Origin of the sequence: Streptomyces sioyaensis (assembly GCF_004122735.1) — a bacterium.
Lineage (GTDB): Bacteria > Actinomycetota > Actinomycetes > Streptomycetales > Streptomycetaceae > Streptomyces > Streptomyces sioyaensis.
In genome coordinates this window covers 1-24,257 of record NZ_SDIF01000037.1, presented here as the reverse complement: position 1 = coordinate 24,257, position 24,257 = coordinate 1, and the positions used below count along the sequence as shown (strand labels likewise).

The 24,257-nt window shown below is 70.7% G+C and carries 19 protein-coding genes; 5 read left to right on the top strand and 14 right to left on the bottom strand.

The window, feature by feature from the left end:
- Positions 1-37: 37 nt before the first annotated feature.
- Entirely contained in the window at positions 38-1,117 is a 1,080-nt protein-coding gene (locus tag EST54_RS15415; RefSeq protein ID WP_129248194.1) for an ABC transporter ATP-binding protein, read from the bottom strand.
- A 179-nt stretch (positions 1,118-1,296) separates the two neighbouring features.
- On the opposite strand from EST54_RS15415, the gene EST54_RS15410 reads away from it, so the two are divergent.
- Complete coding sequence (locus EST54_RS15410; protein ID WP_129248193.1) at positions 1,297-2,496, top strand: RNA-guided endonuclease InsQ/TnpB family protein; 1,200 nt, start codon at positions 1,297-1,299, stop codon at positions 2,494-2,496.
- A gap of 25 nt (positions 2,497-2,521) precedes the next feature.
- On the opposite strand, the gene EST54_RS15405 is transcribed toward EST54_RS15410, so the two are convergent.
- The 7 genes from EST54_RS15405 to EST54_RS15375 form a co-directional block, all read right to left on the bottom strand.
- A complete protein-coding gene (locus EST54_RS15405) occupies positions 2,522-3,568 on the bottom strand; it encodes an ABC transporter ATP-binding protein (protein WP_239012743.1) in 1,047 nt (348 codons plus the stop codon).
- An 11-nt stretch (positions 3,569-3,579) separates the two neighbouring features.
- A complete protein-coding gene (locus EST54_RS15400; protein WP_129248192.1) occupies positions 3,580-4,572 on the bottom strand; it encodes an ABC transporter permease in 993 nt (330 codons plus the stop codon).
- The gene (locus tag EST54_RS15395) at positions 4,565-5,488 is read right to left on the bottom strand and encodes an ABC transporter permease (protein ID WP_129248191.1); all 924 of its coding nucleotides are present in this window, start codon (positions 5,486-5,488) and stop codon (positions 4,565-4,567) included. Before EST54_RS15395 ends, EST54_RS15400 begins: the two co-directional genes overlap by 8 nt.
- A gap of 27 nt (positions 5,489-5,515) precedes the next feature.
- The gene (locus EST54_RS15390; protein ID WP_129248190.1) at positions 5,516-7,132 is read right to left on the bottom strand and encodes a peptide ABC transporter substrate-binding protein; all 1,617 of its coding nucleotides are present in this window, start codon (positions 7,130-7,132) and stop codon (positions 5,516-5,518) included.
- Positions 7,133-7,297: 165 nt separating this feature from the next.
- Positions 7,298-7,645, bottom strand: a complete 348-nt coding sequence (locus EST54_RS15385) for a putative quinol monooxygenase (RefSeq protein ID WP_129248189.1) — start codon at positions 7,643-7,645, stop codon at positions 7,298-7,300.
- 175 nt (positions 7,646-7,820) lie between these two features.
- The gene (typA, locus tag EST54_RS15380) at positions 7,821-9,725 is read right to left on the bottom strand and encodes a translational GTPase TypA (protein ID WP_129248188.1); all 1,905 of its coding nucleotides are present in this window, start codon (positions 9,723-9,725) and stop codon (positions 7,821-7,823) included.
- Positions 9,726-9,912: 187 nt separating this feature from the next.
- Positions 9,913-12,351: an ABC transporter family substrate-binding protein gene (locus EST54_RS15375; RefSeq protein ID WP_129248187.1), complete on the bottom strand. Its 2,439-nt coding sequence runs from the start codon at positions 12,349-12,351 to the stop codon at positions 9,913-9,915.
- Between the two features lie 406 nt (positions 12,352-12,757).
- Here EST54_RS15375 and EST54_RS15370 point away from each other — a divergent pair, with 406 nt between their 5' ends.
- The 4 genes from EST54_RS15370 (at position 12,758) to EST54_RS15355 (ending at position 16,811) form a co-directional block, all read left to right on the top strand.
- The gene (locus EST54_RS15370; protein ID WP_129248186.1) at positions 12,758-13,057 is read left to right on the top strand and encodes a hypothetical protein; all 300 of its coding nucleotides are present in this window, start codon (positions 12,758-12,760) and stop codon (positions 13,055-13,057) included.
- Positions 13,058-13,171: 114 nt separating this feature from the next.
- Positions 13,172-13,999 (top strand): hypothetical protein, encoded by an 828-nt coding sequence (locus EST54_RS15365; protein WP_129248185.1) that lies wholly within the window; start codon positions 13,172-13,174, stop codon positions 13,997-13,999.
- 74 nt (positions 14,000-14,073) lie between these two features.
- Complete coding sequence (locus tag EST54_RS15360) at positions 14,074-16,017, top strand: fumarate reductase/succinate dehydrogenase flavoprotein subunit (RefSeq protein ID WP_129248184.1); 1,944 nt, start codon at positions 14,074-14,076, stop codon at positions 16,015-16,017.
- Positions 16,014-16,811 carry a succinate dehydrogenase/fumarate reductase iron-sulfur subunit gene (locus EST54_RS15355; protein ID WP_129248183.1) on the top strand — a complete coding sequence of 266 codons (798 nt, stop codon included), beginning with the start codon at positions 16,014-16,016 and terminating at the stop codon, positions 16,809-16,811. The genes EST54_RS15360 and EST54_RS15355 overlap by 4 nt, the downstream gene beginning before the upstream one ends.
- 48 nt (positions 16,812-16,859) lie before the next feature.
- Here EST54_RS15355 and EST54_RS15350 read toward each other — a convergent pair whose 3' ends face one another.
- From EST54_RS15350 to EST54_RS15325, 6 genes are all read right to left on the bottom strand, one after another.
- The gene (locus tag EST54_RS15350) at positions 16,860-19,424 is read right to left on the bottom strand and encodes a SpoIIE family protein phosphatase (protein WP_129248182.1); all 2,565 of its coding nucleotides are present in this window, start codon (positions 19,422-19,424) and stop codon (positions 16,860-16,862) included.
- 279 nt (positions 19,425-19,703) lie between these two features.
- Positions 19,704-20,165, bottom strand: a complete 462-nt coding sequence (locus EST54_RS15345; RefSeq protein WP_129248181.1) for an ATP-binding protein — start codon at positions 20,163-20,165, stop codon at positions 19,704-19,706.
- A 304-nt stretch (positions 20,166-20,469) separates the two neighbouring features.
- Positions 20,470-20,910 (bottom strand): (deoxy)nucleoside triphosphate pyrophosphohydrolase, encoded by a 441-nt coding sequence (locus EST54_RS15340; RefSeq protein ID WP_063827986.1) that lies wholly within the window; start codon positions 20,908-20,910, stop codon positions 20,470-20,472.
- 51 nt (positions 20,911-20,961) lie between these two features.
- Positions 20,962-21,141, bottom strand: a complete 180-nt coding sequence (locus tag EST54_RS15335) for an SPOR domain-containing protein (RefSeq protein ID WP_129248180.1) — start codon at positions 21,139-21,141, stop codon at positions 20,962-20,964.
- Positions 21,142-21,387: 246 nt separating this feature from the next.
- Complete coding sequence (locus EST54_RS15330) at positions 21,388-23,136, bottom strand: APC family permease (protein WP_239012744.1); 1,749 nt, start codon at positions 23,134-23,136, stop codon at positions 21,388-21,390.
- A gap of 210 nt (positions 23,137-23,346) precedes the next feature.
- On the bottom strand, positions 23,347-24,099 hold the full coding sequence (locus tag EST54_RS15325) for a GntR family transcriptional regulator (RefSeq protein WP_129248179.1): 753 nt from the start codon (positions 24,097-24,099) through the stop codon (positions 23,347-23,349).
- Between the last annotated feature and the right edge of the window lie 158 nt (positions 24,100-24,257).

Below are 24,257 nucleotides of genomic sequence, written 5' to 3'. Positions count from 1 at the left end.
TACGGGAGGCGGGCTCCGTTGTGCGTGGGCCGCGCGGCTACTCGCTCGGCACCACCGCGCGCTCCTCGGCGAAGTGACACGCCGACGCATGCCGCGCCGGCCCCGGCGTCCCCCGGAACTCCGCGGGGACCTCCAGCGGCGGGACGACCTCGGCGCACAGCTCCTGGGCCTTCCAGCAGCGGGTGCGGAAGCGGCAGCCGGAGGGCGGGCTGGCGGGCGAGGGGACGTCGCCCGCCAGCAGGATGCGGTCCCGGTGGGTGCGGGCGTCCGGGTCGGGGACGGGCACGGCGGACAGCAGGGCCTGGGTGTACGGGTGGGTCGGGTGCTCGTAGATCTGCACGTCGGTGCCGAGCTCGGCGAGCCGCCCGAGGTACATCACCGCGATGCGGTCGGAGATGTGCCGCACGACCGACAGATCGTGGGCGATGAAGACGTACGAGAGGTCGAACTCGTCCTGCAACTGCTCCAGCAGATTGACCACTTGGGACTGGACGGAGACGTCCAGCGCGGAGACCGGCTCATCGGCGACGATGATCTCCGGGCGCAGCGCCAGCCCGCGGGCGATCCCGATGCGCTGGCGCTGGCCGCCGGAGAACTGGTGCGGATAGCGGTTGACGTACTCCGGGTCGAGCCCGACCACCTCCAGGAGTTCCTGGACCTTGCGGCGGCGCGCTCCCTTGGGGGCCACCTCGGGGTGGATCTCGTACGGCTCCCCGATGATGTCGCCGACGGTCATCCGGGGGTTCAGGGAGGTGTAGGGGTCCTGGAACACCATCTGGATGTTGCGCCGTACCGCCTTCAGCGCGCGGCCGGAGAGGGTGCTGATGTCCTCGCCCCGGTAGCGGATGTGGCCGGACGTCGGCCGTTCGAGGCCGACCAGCAGCCGGGCGACCGTGGACTTCCCGCAGCCCGATTCGCCGACGATGCCCAGGGTTTCCCCCCGGTGCAGGTCGAAGGAGACCCCGTCGACGGCCTGGACCGCGCCGACCTGCTTCCTGACCAGCACGCCCCGGGTGAGCGGGAAGTGCTTGACCAGATCGCGGACCTCCAGGACCGGTTCCGGGGCGCGGGCCGTCGGGGGGCCGGCGCCGAACCGACGGGGCCCACGGGGCTCCATCGCGTCCGCTGCGCGGCCACCACCACCCTGCTCTTTCGGATGTCCGGGCAGGGGACCCTTGTCGTCAGACGATGGAGGAATGCCTTCTTTCAATGCCTCTGACCTCGACTTTCGAGATGACTATGCAGTGTTGTCAGTGGTGACCCGTAGATTGAATGGGTGAGGGGAGGTGAATATCCGTGCGCCGTAGCTACAAGTTCTTGTTGAGGCCGACGGTGGGCCAGCGGGGAGCTCTGGTGGCGATGCTCACGGATCATTGCGACCTCTACGCGGCGTTGCAGGAGCGGCGGGACGCCTGGCGCCACTCGTCGAAAACGACGGTCCGGTACGGCGACCAGTCCGGGCAGCTCAAGGAGATCCGAGCCTTCGCGCCCGAGCAGGCTCGTTGGTCGTTCTCCTCGCAGCAGGCGACGTTGCGTCGGTTGAACAAGGCGTTCGAGGCGTTCTTCCGGCGCATGAAGTCCGGTGACACTCCGGGGTACCCCCGGTTTCGCTCCCGCACACGGTTCGACACGGTGGACTTTCCCAAGGACGGCGACGGTTGTCGCTGGAACTCCACCCCGCGCGACGGAACCACCCGCGTGCGTCTCCAGGGCATCGGTCACGTGCGCGTCCACCAGCATCGGCCGATCAAGGGCCGGGTCAAGACGGTGAGCGTCAAACGTCAAGGCCGCAAGTGGTTCGTGGTGCTGTCCTGCGATGACGTGCCTCTTGAGCCCCTGCCTGCCACTGGACGCGAGGCCGGCATCGACATGGGCATCACCCACTTCCTCACGACCAGCGATGGCGTACACATTGAGAACCCGCGTGTGCTGGCCCAGGCCACCGCCGAACTGGCCGCCGCACAGCGGAACCTCAACCAGTTCCCCAAGCGGTGCAAGGCGAAGGACCGCACGAAGAAGCACCGCCAGGCCGTTCGGCGGGTGGCAAACCTGCACGCGAAGATCCGCCGTCAGCGTCTCGACCACGCACACAAGACCGCCAACTTCCTGGTCCACGATGCGGACGTGATCGCCCACGAACGCCTCGACATCGCGGGCATGACGCGCCGCCCGAAACCCAGGCGGGGCGGGGCATATACCTTTGAACCAAACGGGGCCGCCGCGAAAGCCGGTCTCAACCGAGCAATTCTGGACGCGGGTTGGGGCGTATTCCTCACGGTCCTGGCTGCCAAGGCAGAATGTGCCGGGCGCCAGCTGATCGCCGTGGACCCCCGCAATACTTCCCGCACCTGTCCGCTGTGCGGGCATGTGTCCGCGCAGAACCGCGACGGGGAAGGGTTCGAGTGCACCGCCTGCGGTTTCCTTGAGCACGCGGACACGATCGGCGCGCTCAACACAGCTATCAGGGCCGGGCTGGCCCTCTGCGCGGCGGCATAGCCAACGACGCAGGAAGCCCGCCACGTCAGCGGTGGGTGGAGTCACCGAGGGTCTCCTTCCAGAAGTGGCAGGCGCTGGTCCGGCCGGGCCCGGCCTCGTACAGCGGCGGTGGGTCGGTGCGGCAGATGTCCCGGGCCAGCGGGCAGCGGGGGTGGAAGGGGCAGCCGGGCGGAATGGCCGTCAGGTTGGGCGGCATGCCCTTGATCGCGTAGAGCCGCCGCCCCTTCTGGTCCAGCCGCGGGATGGAGTCCAGCAGCCCGCGGGTGTAGGGGTGCGCGGGCGCCTTGTAGAGCTGGTGGACGGGCGCGGTCTCGACGATCCGGCCCGCGTACATCACCGCGATGGTGTCGGCGACGTCCGCGACCACCCCCAGGTCATGGGTGATCAGGATCAGACCCATGGTCAGCTCGCGCTGGAGCTCGGCCAGCAGCTCCATCACCTGCGCCTGGACGGTGACGTCCAGCGCCGTGGTCGGCTCGTCCGCGATGATCAGGTCCGGGCCCAGGGCCAGCGCCATCGCGATCATGATCCGCTGGCGCATCCCCCCGGAGAACTGGTGCGGATAGTCGCCCACCCGCTCCCTGGCCGCCGGGATCCCGACGCGCTCCATCAGCTCCACGGCCCGGCCGCGCGCCTCCTTACGGGACATCCCCTCGTGGACCTGGAACATCTCCCCGAGCTGGGCCCCGACGCTGAGGACCGGGTTCAGCGCGGACAGCGCGTCCTGGAAGATCATCGCCATCTTCGCGCCGCGGACCCGGCGCCGCTCCTCCGGGCGCAGGGTCAGCAGATCGCGCCCCTGGAAGACGATCTCGCCGCCGGTGACGAATCCCGGCGGGGAGTCGAGGATGCCCATCACGGCCTGGGCGGTGACGGACTTGCCCGAGCCGGACTCCCCGAGCACCGCCAGCGTCTGCCCCCGCGCCACGCGGAAGCTGACGCCGCCCACGGCCTTCGCCACCCCGTCGCGGGTCCGGAACTCGACCCGCAGATCGCGGACGTCGAGCAGCGGCGGAGCGGCGACGGCCGCCGCGGCGCCCGCGGGCCCCGGGGCGGCTTCCTGGTTCGTCATCGTCCGGCTCCTCAGCGCAACTTGGGGTCGAGGGCGTCGCGCACCGCGTCGCCGAGCATGATGAACGCCAGCACCGTGATGCTCAGCGCGCCCGCCGGCCACAGCAGCATGTGCGGCGCGCTGCGGATGTACGGGGAGGCGGTGGAGATGTCGATGCCCCAGGAGATGGTGGGCGGCTTCAGCCCCGCGCCCAGGTACGAGAGCGTCGCCTCCAGCGCGATGAACGTGCCGAGCGCGATGGTGGCGACGACGATGACCGGTGCGACGGCGTTCGGCGCGATGTGCCGCAGCAGCATCCGTCCGTTGCCGGCGCCCAGCGCCCGTGCGGCGTGCACGTAGTCGTTCTGCTTGGCGGTGACCACCGAGCCGCGGGCGATCCGGGAGATCTGCGGCCAGCCGAGCAGCACGATGAAGCCGACCACCGGCCAGACCGTCGTGCTGGTGATCATGGAGAGGAAGACCAGACCGCCCAGGATCACCGGGATGCCGAAGAAGATGTCGGCGACCCGGGAGAGCAGGGTGTCCGACCAGCCGCCGAAGAAGCCGGCCAGCCCGCCCAGCAGGCTGCCGAGCAGCGCGGCGCCGGCCGTGGCGCAGACCCCGACGGTGATGGAGGCGCGGGCCCCGTAGACCACCCGGGTGTAGACGTCCCGGCCCTGGGTGTCGAAGCCGAAGGGGTGGCCGGGCTGGGACCCCTGCTGCGCCTTGGCGAGGTCGGCGCGGTAGGGGTTGCCGGTGGCGATCAGCTGCGGCCAGATCGCGATGAGCACCAGGAAGAGGATGACCAGCGCGGAGAGCACGAAGACGGGGTTGCGGCACAGGTCGTGCCAGGCGTCGCTCCACAGGCTGCGGGGCTTGCCGGCGGGCACCCCGCCGGGGGGACCGGCGCCCGGCGGGGCCGCACCGGGCCGCCGCTCCAGCGACTCCGCCTCGCCGATGGCCAGCGCGGCGGAGCCGCCGTCGCCGTGGCCGATGGCTTCCTTGGGGACAGTGGGCTCAGGCATAGCGGATCCTCGGGTCGAGGACGGCGTACAGCAGGTCGACGAGGAGATTCGCGAGGAGGAAGACCAGCACCAGGATCGTCACGAAGCCCACCACGGTCGGTGAGTTCTGCCGCAGGATGCCCTGGTAGAGCTGGTACCCGACGCCGTGGATGTTGAAGATGCGCTCGGTGACGATCGCGCCGCCCATCAGGGCGCCGATGTCGGTGCCGATGAAGGTGACGACCGGGATCAGCGAATTGCGCAGCAGATGGCGGGTGATGACCCGGTGCCGGGGCAGGCCCTTGGCGAGGGCCGTACGGACGTAGTCGGCGCGGACGTTCTCCGCGATCGAGGTCCGGGTCAGCCGGGTCACGTAGGCGAGCGAGACCAGCGCCAGCACCAGCCCGGGCAGCAGGAGTTCGTTCAGCGGTACGTCCGGGGAGACCGACGGCGCGGCCCAGCCCCACTGCACCCCGAACACGAACTGCAGCAGATAGCCGCTGACGAAGGTCGGGATGGACACCACGACGAGGGTGAGGACCAGCACCGAGGTGTCGATGCCCCGGCCGCGCCGCAGCCCGCTGAAGACCCCCAGCACGATGCCCACCGCCATCTCGATCACGATGGCGACCACCGTGAGCCGCAGGGTGACGGGGAAGGCGGAGGCCATCAGCTCGGTGACGGACTGGCCGTTGAACGCGGTGCCGAAGTTCCCCTGGAAGATCTGCCCCATGTAGTGCAGGTACTGCTTCCACAGCGGGGCGTCGAGGTAGAGCTCGCGGCGGATCTGTGCGGCGGTGGCGGGGTCGGGCGAGCGCTCGCCGAACATCGCGGCCACCGGGTCGCCCAGTGCGTAGACCATGAAGAAGATCAGGAAGGTGCTGCCGATGAACACCGGGATCATCTGGAGCAGCCGCCGGATCACATACCGTCCCATAGAGCGCCAACCTCCCTCACACCACGGTCAGTTGACCTTGATCTCGTTGTAGACCGGCACGCTGAACGGGTTCAGCGAGACATTGCTGATCCGTTCCGAATAGCCGCCGCTGCCGTTCTGGTACCAGAGCGGAATGGACGGCATCTGCGCGGCGAGGACCTTCTCCGCGTCCTGGAAGGCCGCGACCGCCCGGCCGGTGTCGGTCTGCGCGTTGGCCTTGTCCACCAGCGCGTCGAAGCCGTGGTTGCTGAACTTCCCGTCGTTCGCCGAGCCGTTGGTGTAGTAGAGCGGCTGGAGGAAGTTCTGGATCAGGGGATAGTCCATCTGCCAGCCGGCCCGGAAGGGGCCGCCCATCCGCTTGGCCGCGATCTTGTTCCGGAAGTCGCCGAAGGTCCCGACCGGCGCCCCGGTGCAGGCGTTGTCGCTGCCCAGCGAGGTGTTGATGCTGTTGCAGAGGGCGTCGATCCAGTCCTTGTGGGAGCCGGTGTCGGCGTTGTACGTCACGGTCATCCGGCCGCCGGGCAGCCCGCCGCCTTCCTTGATCAGCTGACGGGCCCGGCTCGGGTTGAACACACAGGCCTCGCCGCAGAGCCCCGCCTTGTAGCCGCCGTCCGCGCCCAGCACCGGCGAGGTCCAGTCCGTGGCGGGGGTCCGGGTCCGCCGGAAGATCTCCCGGGTGATCTGGTTCCGGTCGATCGCCATCGACAGCCCGCGCCGCACCTTGTCCTTTCCCGGCCCGCCCCACGCCTTGTCGTACATCGGGAAGGTGAGGGTCTGGATGATCCCGGCCGGCTGGTTGAGGTACCGGTCTCCGAGGTCCGATTTCACGCTCTTGAGCTGTGCGGCCGGCACGTCGTCGACGAGATCGAGGTTGCCGGCCTGCAGATCGGTGTAGGCGGTGTTGTTGTCGGTGTAGACCCGCAGATCGATGCCGGCGTTCTGCGCCCGGTCCGACCCCGGGTACTTCCCCCATTTCCGCATCCGCAGCACGGACCCCTTCTCATAGGAGTCCACGCGGTACGGTCCGTTGCCGACCGGCTTGCGCAGCCATCCGGAATGGTCCGTGTAGAAGGAATGGGGAAGCGGCATGAAGGCCGTGTACCCCAGGGTGTCCGGCCAGCTGGAGAACTTCTGGTTGAGCGTGACGGTGAAGGTCCGCGCGTCCTTCACCGCCAGCCCCGACAGCGTCTTGGCCGTGGGGGTTCCGCTCGCGGGGTGCACCTTCGCGAAGCCGTCGATGTACTGGAAGAACGGCGCGTTCTTCTGCTTGTTGGTCAGCAGCGCCCCGTAATTCCAGGCGTCCACGAAGGAATGGGCGGTGACCTTTTCGCCATTGCTGAAGCTCCAGCCGTCTTTCAGGGTGACGGTGAAATGCTGCGAATCCGCGGTCGCGATCCGGTCCGCGATCACATTCTCCGCGGCGCCCGTTTTCGGGTTGTACCGCTTGAGGCCGCGGAAGAGCATCTCCAGGACCTTGCCGCCCTGGACCTCATTGGTGTTCGCCGGCTCCAGCGGATTCTGCGGATCCCCCCAGGAGGCACTGACCACCCCGGCGCTCGCCGCGCCGCCGCCCCCGCACGCCGTGGCCGTCAGACCGGTGGCGGCGGCGCAGACGGCCCACTTCGCGAGGGTGGCTCCCCGCATGATGCCTCCTCAGGTCCGGACTCCTGCCCAGCCCACATGAGATCGCAAAGCGGGACGTATCGCACTTCGACGGCGACCGCCACTGCTCCGGAGGCCCGAGAAAACCCCCGTATGCCCGATCGGCCCGGCCCGGGGGCCGCCCCGCGACAGGGGCGGCCCGGTGGATCAGAGAGCGGCCCCCGAGGTGTGGTGGACGGACTCCACCGCGTATATCCGGGGGTCGAAGGACTCCGCCAGCGCGGCGGCCTGCGTCATGTGCTCCTGCGCCGCCGGATCGGCCAGCATCGCCCGGAAGTGCGCCTCGCTCTCCCACTGGGCGTAGTTGACGACCCGTTCGCCGTCCGCACTGGCGTGGAGGTTCGCCGAGAGGAACCCCGGCCGGTCCCGCATCGTCTCCTCGGTGGCCCGGCTCAGCAGCGCCACCAGCTCCGCCTGCCGCTCGGGCAGCACGGTGAACACGTTGATCAGCGTCGCGATCCCTCGACCCGTTTCGATCTTCGTCGTCTGCGTCATGCCCCCAGTCTGCCGCCGACCACTGACAACGCCGCCGGCGAGCGGGACGCGGCCGCCGGAGGAACGGAACGGGCCGCCGCCCCCGGACGCGAAACGGCGGCCCGGAACGCCGAAGGGGCGCCCCTCACGCAGAGGGGCGCCCCTTCACCACGTTCCGGAATCCCGGCGGCGGGTGTTACCGCTTGGCGCGGGAGGCGGTGCGGCCGCGCTCCTTCTGGTCCAGGACGACCTTGCGGATGCGCACGGCCTCCGGGGTCACCTCGACGCACTCGTCGTCGCGGCAGAACTCCAGGGACTGCTCCAGGGAGAGCTTGCGCGGCGGGACGATCGCCTCGAAGGAGTCGGCGGAGGAGGAGCGCATGTTGGTGAGCTTCTTCTCCTTGGTGATGTTCACGTCCATGTCGTCGGCGCGGGAGTTCTCACCGACGATCATGCCCTCGTACACCTCGGTGCCGGGGTCGGTGAAGAGCACACCGCGCTCCTGGAGGTTCGTCATCGCGAAGGCGGTGACGGCACCGGCGCGGTCGGCGACCAGCGAGCCGTTGTTACGGGTCTTCAGCTCGCCGAACCACGGCTCGTGGCCCTCGTGGATGGAGTGCGCGATGCCGGTACCGCGGGTGTTGGTCAGGAACTCCGTACGGAAACCGATCAGACCGCGGGACGGGACGACGAACTCCATGCGGACCCAGCCCGAGCCGTGGTTGGACATGTTGTCCATCCGGCCCTTGCGGGTGCCCATGAGCTGGGTGACGGCACCCATGTGCTCCTCGGGCACATCGATCGTGATGCGCTCGACGGGCTCGTAGGTCTTGCCGTCGACCTGCTTGGTGACGACCTGCGGCTTGCCGATGGTCAGCTCGAAGCCTTCCCGGCGCATGGTCTCCACGAGGATCGCCAGCGCCAGCTCGCCGCGGCCCTGGACCTCCCAGGCGTCGGGGCGCTCGGTGTCCAGCACGCGCAGCGAGACGTTACCGATCAGCTCGCGCTCCAGGCGGTCCTTGACCTGGCGGGCGGTGACCTTGCGGTCCTTGACCGCGTTCTTGGCGTCCGCGCCCTTGCCGGTGCCGCCGCGGCCGACCAGCGGCGAGGTGTTGGTGCCGATGGTCATGGAGATCGCGGGCTCGTCGACCGTGATCAGCGGCAACGCGACCGGGTTCTCCGGGTCGGCGAGGGTCTCGCCGATCATGATGTCGGGGATACCCGCGACCGCACAGATGTCGCCGGGGCCGGCCTTCTCGGCGGGCTTGCGGGTGAGCGCCTCGGTCATCATCAGCTCGGTGATGCGGACGTTGGCGATGCTGCCGTCACGCTTGATCCAGGCGACGTTCTGGCCCTTGCGCAGCTCACCCTGCTCGACGCGGAGCAGTGCGATACGGCCGAGGAAGTTGTCCGCGTCGAGGTTGGTGACGTGCGCCTGCAGCGGGGCGCTCTCGTCGTACTCGGGGGCCGGGACGTGCTCCAGCAGCGTGGTGAAGAACGGCTCCAGGTTGGTGGAGTCGTTCGGGACGGTGCCGTCCTCCGGCTTGGTCAGCGAGGCGACGCCGTCACGGGCGCAGGCGTAGACGATCGGGAACTCGATCTGGTCCTCGTCCGCGTCCAGGTCCAGGAACAGGTCGTAGGTCTCGTTGACGACCTCGTCGATCCGGGAGTCGGGGCGGTCGGTCTTGTTGATGCACAGGATGACCGGCATCCGGGCCGCGAGGGCCTTGCGGAGCACGAAGCGGGTCTGCGGCAGCGGGCCCTCGGAGGCGTCGACCAGCAGGACGACCGCGTCGACCATCGACAGACCGCGCTCGACCTCGCCACCGAAGTCGGCGTGGCCGGGGGTGTCGATGATGTTGATCGTGATCGGGTCCCCGCCGTCCTTGGGGTGATACTTCACCGCCGTGTTCTTGGCGAGGATCGTGATGCCCTTCTCACGCTCCAGGTCGTTGGAGTCCATCATCCGGTCGTCGAGCTTCTCCGCGGCGTGCTCGGCGAAGGCACCGGCCTGCTTGAGCATGCCGTCGACGAGAGTGGTCTTTCCGTGGTCGACGTGGGCGACGATGGCAACGTTACGAATGTCGTGACGGGTGGGCATACTGGCGGCGCTTCTCCCGGAATCGTGGATGGCGACGCGTCCATCCGGTACGCGCGCCCGCCGGGCATCTCAGCACGCCACGGCCTCACCCCATGGTACGTGGCTGCGGCGGCAGTAGCCGCCGCAGCCCGTCCATACACCCTCTGACCTGCAATTTCCTTCCCTTTGAGGGGCGCTGGTGAGGCCCTTACTTCGTGTAGCCGATGTCCTGGAAGCGGGGCGTGGCGAAGCCGAAGGCGCCGACGTTGGCGAGCGTCTTCTTCGTGGCCACCAGCTCGGGCCGCTGGTAGAGCGGAATCGACCCGGCGGCGGCCCAGATCCGGGCGTCGGCCTGCTCGACCAGGGTGCGTGCGGCGCCCTCGTCCAGTTCGGAGGCGGCCTGGTCGAAGAGCTGGTCGATGTGGTCGGTGCCGACCCGGGTGTAGTTCTGCTCGACGGTCAGCGAGCCGTCGGGCGCGGGCTGCGGCTTGGCGTAGATCGGGCGGGCGTCGGTCGCCGGGTAGGCGGTGCCGGGCCAGGAGTACAGCGCCAGGTCGTAGTCGCCGGAGGCGATGTGGTCCTGGAAGTAGCTGGCGTCGGAGACCCGCTGGACGGAGGTCTGTACGCCGATCTTGCCGAGCATCTCGGAGATCCGCCGCCCGACGGTGCGCAGCTGCACCGAGCCGGCGCCGTCGGGGACCACGAAGCGCAGGGTCAGCGGCCTGCCGTTCTTCTTGACGACGGCGACGCGGTCCGCCCGGTCACCGGCCGGCCGCGGCGCGGCGGCCGCGGAACGCTCGGCGGCGACGTGCCGGGCGCCGGGGTGGCCGCCGGAGCCCGGGTGACCGCCGGAGCCCGGCAGGTGCGGGGCCTGGCCGGTCTCGATCCGCTCGGCGGCGCCCAGCGCCCGTGCCGCGCGCTTCTTGTACCGCTTGTACTTGGCGTACGCCGCCGAGGAGGTGTCGCCGTTCGCCGCGTCCTTCTCGCCGGCGGCCGCCTGCTTGTAGAACGCGGCGCTCTGCCGCAGCAGGGCGGCCTGCTGGACCTCCGAGCCGACCGCGCCGGTGAAGGACAGCGGGGCCTCGGCGGCGGCCGGCCGGGCGCCCGCGCCGTGGCCGGACGCGCCGGCGTGGCCGCGTCCGGAGCGGGCCGGGTTGCGGTCGTCGGCGCCCTCGTCGTACCCGCCCCGGTCCCGGCCGCCGGACCCGTCCTCCGCGGAGTCGTCCCCGTACGGGCCGCCGTCGTACCGGTCGTCGGACGGGTCGTCCCCGTCGGTGTATCCGTAGGCGGCGCGCCCGGCGCCGGGCGCCGGTGCGCCCGCGTTCTGGCCCGCCTGCTGCCGGTCGCTGCCGTCGCTCTTCCAGCCGGCGTCCGCGAGCAGCGCCTGGGCCGCCCCGGTGTCCTGGCCGCCGAGGGCGTCGCTGTGGTCCTCGTAGCCGCTCTGCCCGGCCATCAGCAGATGGCTGCCGAGCGGCCGGGAGGGCAGGTCGAGCGGCTTGAGGACGGTGTCCGCGAGCGCCTGCCGGTCGAGGGCGCGGGCCACCGCCCGGCGCACCCGGTCGTCCGCCAGCGGCCCGCTCGCGCCGTTGAGGGCGAGCTGGGTGTAGGCGGGCTCCAGCGCCTTGTGGACGGTGTAGCCGCGCAGCACCGCGTTCTCCGCGGCGACGGCCTTGGCGTCGGCCTTGGCCCCGTCGCCCTGCGGGCCCGCGTTGCCCTCGCCGGGCTTCCTGGACGCGGCGGAGCCGGCCGGGCGCCGGGCGGAGGCGACCCGCTTCGCGGCGAGCTGGTCGACCGCGGCGACGTCGATGCTTCCGTCGGCCAGCGCCGCGGCCCGCTTGTCGCCGGGCAGCGACTCCAGCACGATCTTCTTGAGCTTGGCGCGGTCGCCCCACCACTTCGGGTTGCGGACGAGGACGACCCGCCCCTCCTCGGTGTCCCGCTTCTGGACGAGGAACGGGCCCGCACCGACCTTGAGTTGCTCGCGTGCGTCCTCGTTGAAGGCATCGGGGCTGCCCATCACGCTCCTGGGGTAGAGCGGGGTGAACAGGGACCGCCAGTCGGCATAGGGCCGGGCGAAGGTGACCTTCACCTCGTGGGCGCCCGCGCCCTGTTCGACCTTGCCGATCCGGTCGTAGCCGGCGTTGCGGGCGGTCCAGAACGCGTTGTTCTTGCCGCGCAACGCGTTCCACTGGGCGATGAAGTCGGCGGCGGTGATCGCCGAGCCGTCGCTCCACCGCGCCTTGGGGTTGATCTTGTACGTGACGACCTGCTGGGGGTCGCGGGCGCTGACGTCCGCGGCGTCGAGGTAGTCGGCGTTGCGCTGCGGCCGGCCGTTCGCGTCGAGGGTGAACATGCTGGGCAGCACCGCGCCGGTGATCCGCGCGGTGGTCGCGTCGGCGTCGGACTGGAAGGCGTTGAGGGTGCCGGGCATCCCATCGATGGCCCAGCGCAGGGTGCCGCCGTTCTTCAGCTCGCCGCGCGGCGCCGGGGCGATGTCCTGGGACGCCGAGACGGACGCCTCCCGTTCATCGCTGCTGCATCCGGTCAGGGCCGGCAGCGGGAGCAGCGCCCCCGCCGCGATGAGCGCGGCACAGCGGCGTCTGCGGCACGCCGCGCGGCGGCCTGAGGGGTGGTCGTGATCGGTCATGACGGTTACCTCCGGGCTCGCCCGCGCCGCGCCGAGCACCGCCTGGGCCTGACCGGCGCACCACGTTCGGCCGAGTTTGCGGCTCATCACATCTATGGCCCCCCTACTGAAAGCGACCGTCCCCGGCCCGGCCGCCCGACACGTCGACCACCGCCCGAAGGCCACCCGCCCGGCCCAACACCCGGGCCCCCGGCGGGTCCCGGGGCCACCCGGTCGCACGGCCCAGGGGCCCGCGGCGCGCCCGGTTTCGCATCACCGTTCGAGGTGTGTCGGGATGCATCGTTGCCGAAACGCACCGGTTCGAGTCGTAATCACGCTCACCCCCTTCCCAACGCCTACTGTGACGCGCGACACTCTCGGGCGCATGAGATCGCCCACCACACCTTCAGAAGTGAGGGCACGTGATATGTCCCTTAAGGATGATCTGACGGCGGTTGAACGCAGCCTGGACGACCTCGCCCGCACGGTGGGGAAGCTGGAGGCGCAACTCGGCACCTGCCTGGACATCCGCCGGGTCCGCAGCGACACGGACCATCTGCGCGAGAGCCTCGGCCTGCTCAAGCAGAGCGCGGCGACCGGCCGGCCGCCGCGTCCGGGTGCGGCCACCGTCGAGATGGTGACGATCTCCGACGCCCCCTACGACTCCGCGTTGTGGACCGACGCCCAGGACGAGGGCCTCGGCTCCAGGAACGGCCACGCGCCCTAGGGGAAATCCCCTGGTGGAGGCCCCCTAGGGGGTGGCTTCGCCCCACTCAGCCCCTACCCCGTTGCCGCCCCGGTGGAAGCCTTCCGGCCGGAGCGCCCGTCACGGAGACCGACGTTGGCCACTGGCACCGAACCCTCCTCGCACACCGGCGCAACCGGCGTGCACACCGCCTCGCGCGCCGCCATCCCCGCCCGCCATCTGCGCACCGACCGCTGGTGGCTGGCCCCGGCCTGCACCGCCGCCGGGCTGCTCGCGTTCATCGTCTACTCGACCTGGCGGGCGTTCGCGAACGCCGACTACTACCACGCGCCCTACGTCTCGCCGTTCTACTCGCCGTGTCTGGCGGAGAACTGCCACACCATGCGCGGCGGCCCCAACTGGGAGATCTTCGGCAGCTGGTGGGGCCTGTCCCCCGCGCTGCTCATCCTGATCTTCCCGCTGGGCTTCCGGCTGACCTGCTACTACTACCGCAAGGCCTACTACCGCGGCTTCTGGGCCTCGCCGCCGGCCTGCGCGGTCGCCGAGCCGCACAAGAAGTACACCGGCGAGACCCGCTTCCCGCTGATCCTGCAGAACATCCACCGCTACTTCTTCTACTTCGCGGTGCTGGTGGCCGGCGTGCTGACCTACGACACGGCGCTGACCTTCCGCGACGAGCACTACGCCTGGGGGCACATGGGCCTGGGCACCCTGATCTTCCTCGTCAACATCGTGCTGATCTGGGCGTACACCGTCTCCTGCCACTCCTGCCGGCACATCGTCGGCGGCCGGCTGAAGCACTTCTCCAAGCACCCGGTGCGCTACCGGCTGTGGGGCTGGATCGGCAAGCTCAACGAGCGGCACATGCTGCTCGCGTGGTCCTCGCTGGTCAGCGTGGCCGTCGCGGACTTCTACGTCTTCCTGCTGGCCAGCGGCGCCTTCCCCGACCCGCGCTTCTTCTGACGACAGCCCCTGTCCCTCTCCCTCCCGCAACAACAACTCCTACGACAGTTCTCTAAGGAAAGGTGTGCCTTCTGATGGCGCATGTGGACCGGCAGGCATGGGACGTGGTCGTGGTGGGCGCGGGCGGCGCCGGACTGCGCGCCGCCATCGAGGCCCGCGAGGCCGGTATGCGCACCGCCGTGATCTGCAAGTCCCTGTTCGGCAAGGCCCATACGGTGATGGCCGAGGGCGGTATCGCGGCCAGCATGGGAAATGCCAACGAGCACGACAACTGGCAGGTCCACTTCCGGGACACCATGCGCGGCGGCAAGTTCCTCAACCACTGGCGGATGGCCGAACTGCACGCCCGTGAGGCCCCGGACCGGGTGTGGGAGCTGGAGACCTGGGGCGCGCTCTTCGACCGCACCGCGGACGGCCGGATCTCCCAGCGGAACTTCGGCGGCCACGAGTACCCGCGCCTGGCGCATGTCGGCGACCGTACGGGCCTGGAGCTGATCCGCACCCTCCAGCAGAAGATCGTCGCGCTCCAGCAGGAGGACGAGGGGGAGCTGGGCGCGTACGACGCCCGCCTGAAGGTCTTCCAGGAGTGCACGGTCACCCGCGTGCTCAAGGACGGTGACCGGGTCTCCGGCGCGTTCTGTTACGAGCGGGAGTCCGGCCGCTTCTTCGTGCTGGAGGCCCCGGCGGTGGTGCTGGCCACCGGCGGCATCGGCAAGTCCTTCAAGGTGACCTCGAACTCCTGGGAGTACACCGGTGACGGCCACGCGCTGGCGCTGCTGGCCGGGGCGCCGCTGATCAACATGGAGTTCGTGCAGTTCCATCCCACCGGCATGGTCTGGCCGCCGTCCGTCAAGGGGATCCTCGTCACCGAGTCCGTCCGCGGCGACGGCGGGGTACTGCGCAACAGCGACGGCAAGCGCTTCATGTTCGACTACATCCCGGACGTCTTCAAGGAGAAGTACGCGGAGACCGAGGAGGAGGGCGACGGCTGGTACGAGGATCCGGAACGCCATCGCCGCCCACCCGAACTCCTCCCCCGCGACGAGGTCGCCCGCGCCATCAACGCCGAGGTCAAAGCGGGCCGCGGCTCGCCGCACGGCGGCGTCTATCTGGATGTCTCGACCCGGATGCCGGCCGAGGTGATCACCCGCCGGCTGCCCTCGATGCACCACCAGTTCAAAGAGCTGGCGGACGTGGACATCACCGCCGAGCCGATGGAGGTCGGCCCGACCTGCCACTACGTGATGGGCGGGGTGGAGGTCGACCCGGACACCGCGGCGGCGACCGGCGTCCCGGGGCTGTTCGCGGCCGGTGAGGTGGCCGGCGGCATGCACGGCTCCAACCGCCTCGGCGGCAACTCGCTGTCCGACCTGCTGGTCTTCGGGCGCCGGGCGGGGCTGCACGCGGCCGAGTACGCGGCGTCGCTGGACCGGCGGCCGGCGGTCGACCCGGTGCAGATCGACGCGGCGGAGGCGGAGGCGCTGCGCCCCTTCAGCGCCGAGGACGCCGGGCAGGACGCCGGCCACGAGACGGGCCCGGCGGAGAACCCGTACACCCTGCACCAGGAGCTCCAGCAGGCGATGAACGACCTGGTCGGCATCATCCGCAAGGAGAGCGAGATGTTCGAGGCGCTCAAGCGGCTGGCCGAGCTGCGGGTGCGGGCCCGGCGGGCCGGCGTCGAGGGGCACCGGCAGTACAACCCGGGCTGGCACCTCTCCCTCGATCTGCGGAACATGCTGCTGGTCAGCGAGTGTGTGGCGCGGGCGGCACTGGAGCGCGAGGAGAGCCGCGGCGGGCACACCCGCGACGACCATCCGGCGATGGACCGCGGCTGGCGCAACATCAATCTGGTCTGCGAGGTCGCCCATCCCCAGGGCGAGGCCCGGACGGCCGACCCGGCGCTGGGCCAGATCCGGCTCTCCCGCCGCGAGACCCCGCCGATCCGCCGCGATCTGCTGGAACTGTTCGAGAAGGACGAGCTGGCGAAGTATCTGACGGACGAGGAGCTGAGCCGGTGAGCGTGTCGCAGGAAGAGCAGCGGTCCGGCGTCTACCAGGCGCACTTCCGGGTGTGGCGGGGCGATGAGCACGCCGGTGACCTGGCGGACTTCACGGTCGAGGTGCACGAGGGCGAGGTGGTGCTCGACATCGTCCACCGCCTCCAGGCGACCCAGGCCCCCGATCTCGCCGTGCGCTGGAACTGCAAGGCGGGCAAGTGCGGTTCGTGCAGCGCGGAGATCAACGGGCGGCCGCGGCTGATGTGCATGACCCGGATGTCGGTGTTCGACCGTACGGAGACGATCACGATCACGCCGATGCGGGCCTTCCCGGTCGTCCGCGATCTGGTCACCGACGTGTCGTTCAACTACGCCAAGGCCCGGGAGATCCCGGCGTTCGTCCCGCCCGCGGAGCTGGCCCCCGGCGAGTACCGCATGCAGCAGGAGGACGTGGGGCGGTCCCAGGAGTTCCGCAAGTGCATCGAGTGCTTCCTGTGCCAGGACACCTGCCACGTGGTGCGCGACCACGAGGAGAACAAGGCCGCCTTCGCCGGTCCGCGTTTCCTGATGCGGATCGCCGAGCTCGACATGCATCCGCTGGACGCGGCGCCGGACTCCGGTATCGACCGCAAGGCGACCGCACAGGACGAGCACGGGCTGGGCTACTGCAACATCACCAAGTGCTGCACCGAGGTCTGCCCCGAGCACATCAAGATCACCGACAATGCGCTGATCCCGCTCAAGGAGCGCGCCGCGGACCGCAAGTACGACCCGCTGGTGTGGCTCGGCAACAAGATCCGGCGCCGCGGCGAATGACCGGGCGGGGCGGGACCCCGGGCGCCGCCCCCGGTCCCGCCCGCCCGCTCAGAACAGGCTCAGCAGCGCTTCCGACGGGTCCATCGCCGGCGACTCCCCGTCCGGCAGGGCGAGTTCGAACCACACGGTCTTGCCGCGCGGGGTACGGCGGCTGCCCCAGCCCTCGCTGAGCAGCCCGACCAGTTGCAGCCCGCGGCCGCCCTCGTCGGTGTCCCGGGCGCGGCGCCGGCGCGGCTGGGCGAGATCGGCGTCCCAGACCTCGCAGACCAGCGTGCGGTCCAGCAGCAGCCGCAGCCGGATCTCGCCGTGGCCGTGCCGCAGCGCATTGGTCACCAGCTCGCTGACCAGCAGCTCGGTGGTGTCGACCAGGCCCTGCAGGCCCCAGTCCGTGAGCTGGTCGCGGGCCAGCTCCCGGGCGCGGGCCACCGAACGGGCCTCCGGCGCCAGGCTCCAGTCGCCCACCGCGTCCTTGGGCAGCCCCTGCACCCGTGCCATCAGCAGGGCGATGTCGTCCTCGCCGTGCGAGGTGTTCATGGCGCTCAGCACGTGGTCGCAGGCGTCCTCCAGCGGGCGGTCGGCGCCCGAGAGGGCCCTGCGGAACGCCTGCAGCCCCTCGTCCAGCGGATGGTCGCGGGACTCCACCAGGCCGTCGGTGTAGAGCGCCAGCAGCGCACCGTCCGGCAGGTCGACCTCGATCTCCTCGAACGGCTCGCCGCCGACGCCGAGCGGCATCCCCGGCGGTACGTCGAGCAGCAACGCGTCCTCGCCGTCCTCGACCAGCACCGGCGGCAGATGTCCGGCGTTGGCGAACGTACAGCGCCGGGTGATCGGGTCGTAGACGGCGTAGACGCAGGTGGCGAGGTAGACCTCGGAGAGATCGGCGGTCCGGGCCGAGCGCCCCTGCTCGGCGCCCTCCGGGGAGCCGGACCGGCCGCGGGCGCTCCGCCCGGTGGGCCGGTCGTCGCCGCTGCCGCCGAGCCCGCGGGCGATCTCGTCCAGCGCGGAGAGCACCTCGGCGGGCTCCAGGTCCAGCAGCGCCAGGGTCCGTACGGCGGTGCGCAGTTCCCCCATGGCGACCGCGGCGCGCAGTCCGCGGCCCATCACGTCGCCGACCACCAACGCGGTCCGGTGGCCCGGGAGTTCGATGACGTCGAACCAGTCGCCGCCGACCTCGGTGGCGGTGGTGCCGGGCAGATAGCGGCAGGCGATGTCCAGACCGGCCGCCTCGGGGTCGCCGGGCGGCAGCAGGCTGCGCTGCAAGATCAGCGCGCGCTCGTGCTCGCGGCGGTAGAGGCGGGCGTTGTCGATACAGACGGCGGCACGCGCGGCCAGCTCCACGGCCAGCGCCGTGTCGCGCTCGCCGAACGGCTCGCTGCCCTTGGTACGGGAGAACTGCACCAGTCCGACGACGGTGTCCCGGGCGACCATCGGGACGGCGAGGGTGGACTGCACCACCGCGCCGAACTCCGGCCCCCCGTCATCGCTCTCCCGGCCGGGGATGATCTGCGCATGGCCGGTCCGCAGGGCGCTCGCGCAGGGGGAGTTGAAGGGGTAGCGGTGGACGGCACCGACCGCGACCGGGCCCGGCGCGTCGCCGGGGACGGCGGGGGCGGTGGCGAGCCGGACGTCCGAGACGGCGCTGGCGAAGGCGACCCGGCGCAGCTCCGCGCTGCCGTCGCTCATGCCGGGCGGGGCCTCGTCGCCGGCGAGCAGCCCCTGGTAGAGGTCCACCGAGGCCAGATCGCAGAACTGCGGTACGGCGACGTCCAGGAGGGTGCGGGCGGTGGTCTCCAGATCCAGGGAGTTGCCTATCCGGGCGCCGGCTTCGTTGAGCAGGGCGAGGTTGCGGCGGGCGTTGGCGGCCTCGCGCTCGGCCCGGCGCCGGCCGGTCACATCCGCGGCCAGCGCCGCGACGCCGATCGGCCGGCCGCTGGCGCCGTGCAGCCGGTAGAGCGAGACCGACCAGCGGCGCCGGTCGCCCTCGGCCGAGCCCAGGCCGACCAGTTGCATCTCGGCGACCGGCTCGCCGGTGTCCAGCACGCGACGCAGCGCGGCGGTCATCCGCTCGGCCTCGTTGCGCGGCAGGAAGTCGTGCGGCCCGCAGCCGCGGTACTTGCTCGCCGGGCCGCCGAAGACGGTGGCGAACCGTTCGTTGACCCGCAGCAGCTTCAGGTCCGTGCCGAACAGGGTGAATCCCATGGGAGATTGACCGAAAACGGCCTGCGAAGCGGCGAGATCGGTCTCGATGCCGCGCAGCGCCCGGACGTCGACGACGAGACAGACCGCGGCGCGCTCACCCTCCTCGTTGCGCGAGGGCATCACATAGATCTCGGCGAGCCCGTCGGTCGCGCCGCCCTCTTCCCTGCGGTAGGGCACCAGGCCGGTCCACTCCCGGCCGTCGAGTATCTCGGACACCTTGCGGCGGCCGGTGTCGCGCAACTCACCGGGCACGAACGCCTCGACGGGGTCCTTGCCGAGGGCGTAGCGGGCGGGGATGCCGAGCATCTGCGCGGCCCGCTCGCTCCACTGCTCGATCCGGCCGTCGGGACCGAGCGAGAACGAGGCCACGCGGATGTAGTCATAGATCGATCCGGGCCGGCTGCTCTGCCACACGGGCGGGCCCACCAGCTCGCCCGCCCGTGGGCGGCCACCTGGGTCCCCGGGGCAGTCCGCACCACCCTGACCATCGCCCTGTGCGGGTTCTGCCCCGCCAGATGACATCTCGCTCACGAGCCCCGTCCCCTCCAGCTCATCGTGCCCGGACCGGACCAGCCTGAGTATCCAGCACCTCGGCAATCCGGAACACGGTCTTCACGATCACAGCACAGTCTCGATCGCAGGCCATCGACAGAATGTCGATGAAATGGCAACGATCAGGACTTCATCTGTCTCCTAACCAGCCACAGACAGCTCGAACCACACAGTCTTGCCACTCTTTCCACGCCGGGTCCCCCAGCGCCGCGAACTGCACGCGACCAGCTGCAGTCCGCGTCCCCCCTCGTCGTCGGGCGCGGCGTCCCGCTCCCGCGGCGGATCGGGCAGCGGATCGGAGACCTCGACGAGCAGCCCGCCGGTACTCAGCAGCACCATGCGGACCCCGATCGGCCCGCTCGCGTGGCGCAGGGAGTTGGTGACGAGCTCGCTCACGAGTAGTACGGCCACGTCGGCGGCGCCGTTCAAACCCCAGTCGTCCAGCATCCGGCGGACCACGGTGCGGGCGGTGCGCACGGCACCGGGGTCGGCGGGGAAACTCCATTCGGCAGAGGGGGAACCGGTGGCCTTGGGGCGCCTGCGGGCGTTGCCGGAGACCGGCTCCGGGACTCCTGCCGCTGCGCTGTCGCTCACGCCGATCACATCCCAGCCCGATGACTCCCCCCTCGCATGGCACGTATTGAAGGGGTCATTCAGGACATACCCGGTATCCAACGCGAAGTACCGCATGCGGTGGTGCACTGTGGCACAAATGAAACATATCGGCGCGCCGTACGGCCGGACGGCCAGGAGGGGCGACGAGGTGCGCGGGAGCGACCGGGGTGCGAGGGGCGCGAGGGGTGCGCGAGGGGTACGCGCGGCGCGGTCCTGGCGGTCCCGGGCCGGGTGGGCGGAGCCGGGCGACTGCGGCCCGGAGACGGGCCGCCGGCGGGCCGCGAGTGGGCCGCTACGGCCGTACCGGCGAGGCGCCGGCCGCGGGCGGCACCCCGTTCTTCGCCGCCAGCCTGCGCATCACCTCGGCGACCGCCGGGCGGTCCTGGTCCAGCCAGTCGACCTGGCTCTCCTCGCCGGGCCGCAGCCAGCGCAGCTCGTCATGGTCCTCCAGGGGCTGCGGCACGCCGGACACCAGCCGGGCCGTCCACACCTGCAGGACGTAGCCCGGCCGCAGCACCCATTCGCCCGGGATCCGGTCCAGGGCCGCCGCCTCGACCCCCAGCTCCTCGCGCAGCTCGCGCTCCAGCGCCCGCTCGGGGGTCTCGTCGTCCTCCACCTTGCCGCCGGGCAGCTCCCAGCGGCCGGCCAGCGCGGGCGGCGCGCTGCGCCGTGCGGCCAGCAGCCGCCCGCGCTCGCACACCGCTCCGCCCACCACTACGCGCACGGTCGTCATGCGCGGCAGCCTACGTCCCCCGCCCTCGTCCCGCTTGCCGCTCGCGGCCCCTCAGGTCGTCGCCCGATCGGCCTTCTCGACCACGTAAAGCTGCTGGTGACCGCGGGTTCCGAGCCGGTCGGCCACCCGCTCCGCCTCCGCTCGGGTGGCATATCGGCCCACGCGATAGCGGTTGCCGCCTTCGTCCTGGCGGATGACGAGCCAGGGGAGCACGGCTCCACCCTCGGTCATTGCGCCCCTCCATCCGCCGCGTGACGCGTCCTTGCGCGCCGCTGGTCCGCTGATGCCGAAATCGCAATCCGCATATGCCCGAGCCTACGCCCGACCTTCACTCACCGGATATGGATTTACACAAAGAGATACCGAACCGGCCACCCGCGGGCCTCCGGTGAACCGGAGACGGCCCGCGAGTGGCCGGTGGAGGCCCGATGCGCTCGGGCGGGCGGAGTGCGACGGCGCGGACGGCGCCGGGCGGGCTCAGGCCCCGACGGACGCCTTGGCGCCTTCGGTCTCGGCGGCCTCCGCCGCCGCGGCCTCCTCCTCGGCGCGGAGCTCGGCCTCGACCGTGACCAGCGACGGGTTACGCCAGGAGCTGCGCACGCCCCAGTAGTAGAAGGCGAGACCGATCACGGCGACCAGGAGGATGTCCCAGCCCTCCGGCAGATAGCCCTTGCCACCGAAGTCCTTGCCGCCCATGTACGACACCGCGGCCATGACCAGCAGATACGCCACCATCCAGGCACCGGCCTTGAGGTGCGGGCGCAGCTCGGCCCACGGCTTGCGGCCCTGGGTCAGCGGCTTGCCGATCTCGTACCAGGCCCAGACCGGCAGTCCGACGGCCATGATCAGGATGACCTTGCCGGTCAGCGGCCAGCGGCCCCAGTACAGCACCAGCGAGCCGAAGATCATGGCGATCGGCGCGACCAGCGGCATGGCCCGCAGCTTGACCGGACGCTTGAGGTCCGGCGAGATGCGGCGCAGCGACATCACCGCGACCGGCCCGGTGATGTACGAGATGACCGTGGCGACCGAGACGATCTCGGCGAGCGAGCCCCAGCCGCGGAAGACCGCGAGGAACAGGAAGGCGATCACGAGGTTGAGCAGCAGCGCCGGGCGCGGCACACCGGTCTTCTTGTCCACCTTGCCGAAGACGCCGGGCAGATGACCGTTCTCCTGCACACCGTGGATCATGCGCGAGGTGGTGGCCGCGTAGATCATGCCGGTACCGGACGGCGAGACGAAGGCGTCCGCGTACAGCAGCAGCGCCAGCCAGTTCAGGCCCCAGGCCACCGCGAGGTCGGCGAGCGGCGAGTTGAAGCCGAGCGAGGCCCAGCCGCCGCCGGCGGTCAGCTTGTCCCCGGGCACCGCCATCAGGAACGCGACCTGCAGCGCGACATAGATGACCAGCGCGATCAGGATCGACCAGACGACGGCCTTCGGCAGCGACTTGCCGGGGTTACGGGCCTCACCGGCGAGGTTCAGCGGGGACTGGAAGCCGTTGTAGGCCCAGACGATGCCGGAGACGGCGACGGCGGTGAAGACCGAGCTCCAGCCGTTGGGCGTGAAGCCGCCGTGGTGGACGATGTTGCCGGTGTCGAAGTGCGCCAGCATCAGCGCGGTCGCGGTCAGCGCCGGGACGACGACCTTGAAGACCGTGATCGCGGTGTTGGTCTTCGCGAACAGCGAGATCGCGAACCAGTTGAGGAAGAAGTAGAAGATCAGCAGGATGCTGGCCAGCCCGACTCCGGTGCCGGTCAGCTCCGTGCCGTCGTAGAGCGCGTGCGTCCAGGCGAAGTCCCAGGAACTCATGTACTGGACCGAGGCGGTGGCCTCTCCCGGGATGACCGAGACGATCGCGATCCAGTTCGCCCAGGCCGCGAGGTAGCCGGCGAGCGAGCCGTGGGAGTACTGGCCGTAGCGGACCATGCCGCCGGCCTTCGGGAACATCGCGCCCAGCTCGCTGTAGGTGAGCGCGATGGTGAGCGCAACGAGCGCGCCGATGATCCAGGCGACGATCGCGGCCGGTCCGGCGATGGCGGCGGCCCGTTCGGCTCCGAAGAGCCAGCCGGAGCCGATGATGGACCCGAGACCAGTGGCGGTCAGGGCAATGGTCCCGAGGGACCGACGGTAATTCGAGTGCGAGCCCTGCTCCGCGCTCGGTGTCTTCGTCGTGCTCACGTGCTTGGTCTCCTGGTCTTCCCCCGTGCCGTGCACAAACTTCGCCATCGTAAGAGCGAATCGAGACACCGGGTTCCCACAGCTGCCCAAAACAGCCGCTCAGTTGAGGGTCTGTGAGTTATCCAACACAAGGTTTCGGCCAAATTTTCCCCACCAATCGGTGCAAAACGGACGCGCGGCCGAGAACCAGAACCGGGCACAGGACGTCTCGCGCACGCGCACAGGGGCGCGCCGGGCCGATCAGGAGGGCTTCTGCGGCTACTTCACCGGCAGGTGGTAGGTGACCCGGTGCCGGTCGGCGAGGGTCACGACATCGGCCGTCTCGACCGGCCGGCCGCCCGCGAAGTACGTCCGCGAGACGACCAGCACCGCATGCCCCGGCACCCCGCCGAGCGTCATGGCCTCCTCCGCCAGCGCGGGCCGGGCCCCGACCTCCTCGACGACGTTGTCCACCACCACGTCGATGGCCGCCATCCGCTCGACCACTCCGCGCCCCGCCAGCGGCCCCTCCTCCGGCAGCATCACCGGCGTCCGCCCGGTCACCTCCAGGGGCTCCCAGGAGGTCGAGAGCATCGCCGGCTCCCCCTCGGCCCGGAAGACGTAGCGCGTCCGCATCACCTTGGCGCCCTGCGCGATCCGCAGCCGGGCCGCGACCGCCGGGCCGGCCGCCTCCTGCTCGCTGCTGGACTCCCAGGTGCCCCGCACCCGTTCGTCCGTCTGCTCCTGCCGGAACGGCGTGCAGCCGCCCGAGGAGTGGAAGCCGACGCGGGCGATGCGGCGCGGCACGGGCTGCTCCCGCACATAGGTGCCCGACCCCGAACGGCCCTCGACCAGCCCCTCCGCCATCAGGACCTTCCGGGCCTCCAGCGCGACGGTGTCCGAGACGCCGTACTCCTCGCGGATGCGCGCCTGGGAAGGGAGGCGGGTGTGCGGCGGCAGTAGGCCGTCGACGATTTTCTGGCGCAGGTCGCCGGCGACGCGGAGGTACGCGGGCTGCTCACCGAAAGGCACATGCCCCTCCCAACAGCTTGACAGTCAGCAACAGCGTGGCAACCGCGCGTTGCCGACCGCAAGCTTGGGCCAGATATTCGCCTGATGTGATGAATCCCAGCTCAGCCCGTGTAAAAGCTGAGATCGGGGGCCACCGGCCCCGGCACCCCCACCCCGCG

Bases quoted from the DNA above. Each gene is read 5' to 3' on its own strand.
- EST54_RS15395 (WP_129248191.1), bottom strand. From the start codon at position 5,488: ATGGGACGGTATGTGATCCGGCGGCTGCTCCAGATGATCCCGGTGTTC.
- EST54_RS15415 (WP_129248194.1), bottom strand. From the start codon at position 1,117: ATGGAGCCCCGTGGGCCCCGTCGGTTCGGCGCCGGCCCCCCGACGGCC.
- EST54_RS15340 (WP_063827986.1), bottom strand. From the start codon at position 20,910: ATGACGACCGTGCGCGTAGTGGTGGGCGGAGCGGTGTGCGAGCGCGGG.
- EST54_RS15370 (WP_129248186.1), top strand. From the start codon at position 12,758: ATGTCCCTTAAGGATGATCTGACGGCGGTTGAACGCAGCCTGGACGAC.
- EST54_RS15405 (WP_239012743.1), bottom strand. From the start codon at position 3,568: ATGACGAACCAGGAAGCCGCCCCGGGGCCCGCGGGCGCCGCGGCGGCC.
- EST54_RS15400 (WP_129248192.1), bottom strand. From the start codon at position 4,572: ATGCCTGAGCCCACTGTCCCCAAGGAAGCCATCGGCCACGGCGACGGC.
- EST54_RS15330 (WP_239012744.1), bottom strand. From the start codon at position 23,136: ATGGCGAAGTTTGTGCACGGCACGGGGGAAGACCAGGAGACCAAGCAC.
- EST54_RS15390 (WP_129248190.1), bottom strand. From the start codon at position 7,132: ATGCGGGGAGCCACCCTCGCGAAGTGGGCCGTCTGCGCCGCCGCCACC.
- EST54_RS15360 (WP_129248184.1), top strand. From the start codon at position 14,074: ATGGCGCATGTGGACCGGCAGGCATGGGACGTGGTCGTGGTGGGCGCG.
- EST54_RS15385 (WP_129248189.1), bottom strand. From the start codon at position 7,645: ATGACGCAGACGACGAAGATCGAAACGGGTCGAGGGATCGCGACGCTG.
- EST54_RS15335 (WP_129248180.1), bottom strand. From the start codon at position 21,141: ATGACCGAGGGTGGAGCCGTGCTCCCCTGGCTCGTCATCCGCCAGGAC.
- EST54_RS15375 (WP_129248187.1), bottom strand. From the start codon at position 12,351: ATGACCGATCACGACCACCCCTCAGGCCGCCGCGCGGCGTGCCGCAGA.
- typA (WP_129248188.1), bottom strand. From the start codon at position 9,725: ATGCCCACCCGTCACGACATTCGTAACGTTGCCATCGTCGCCCACGTC.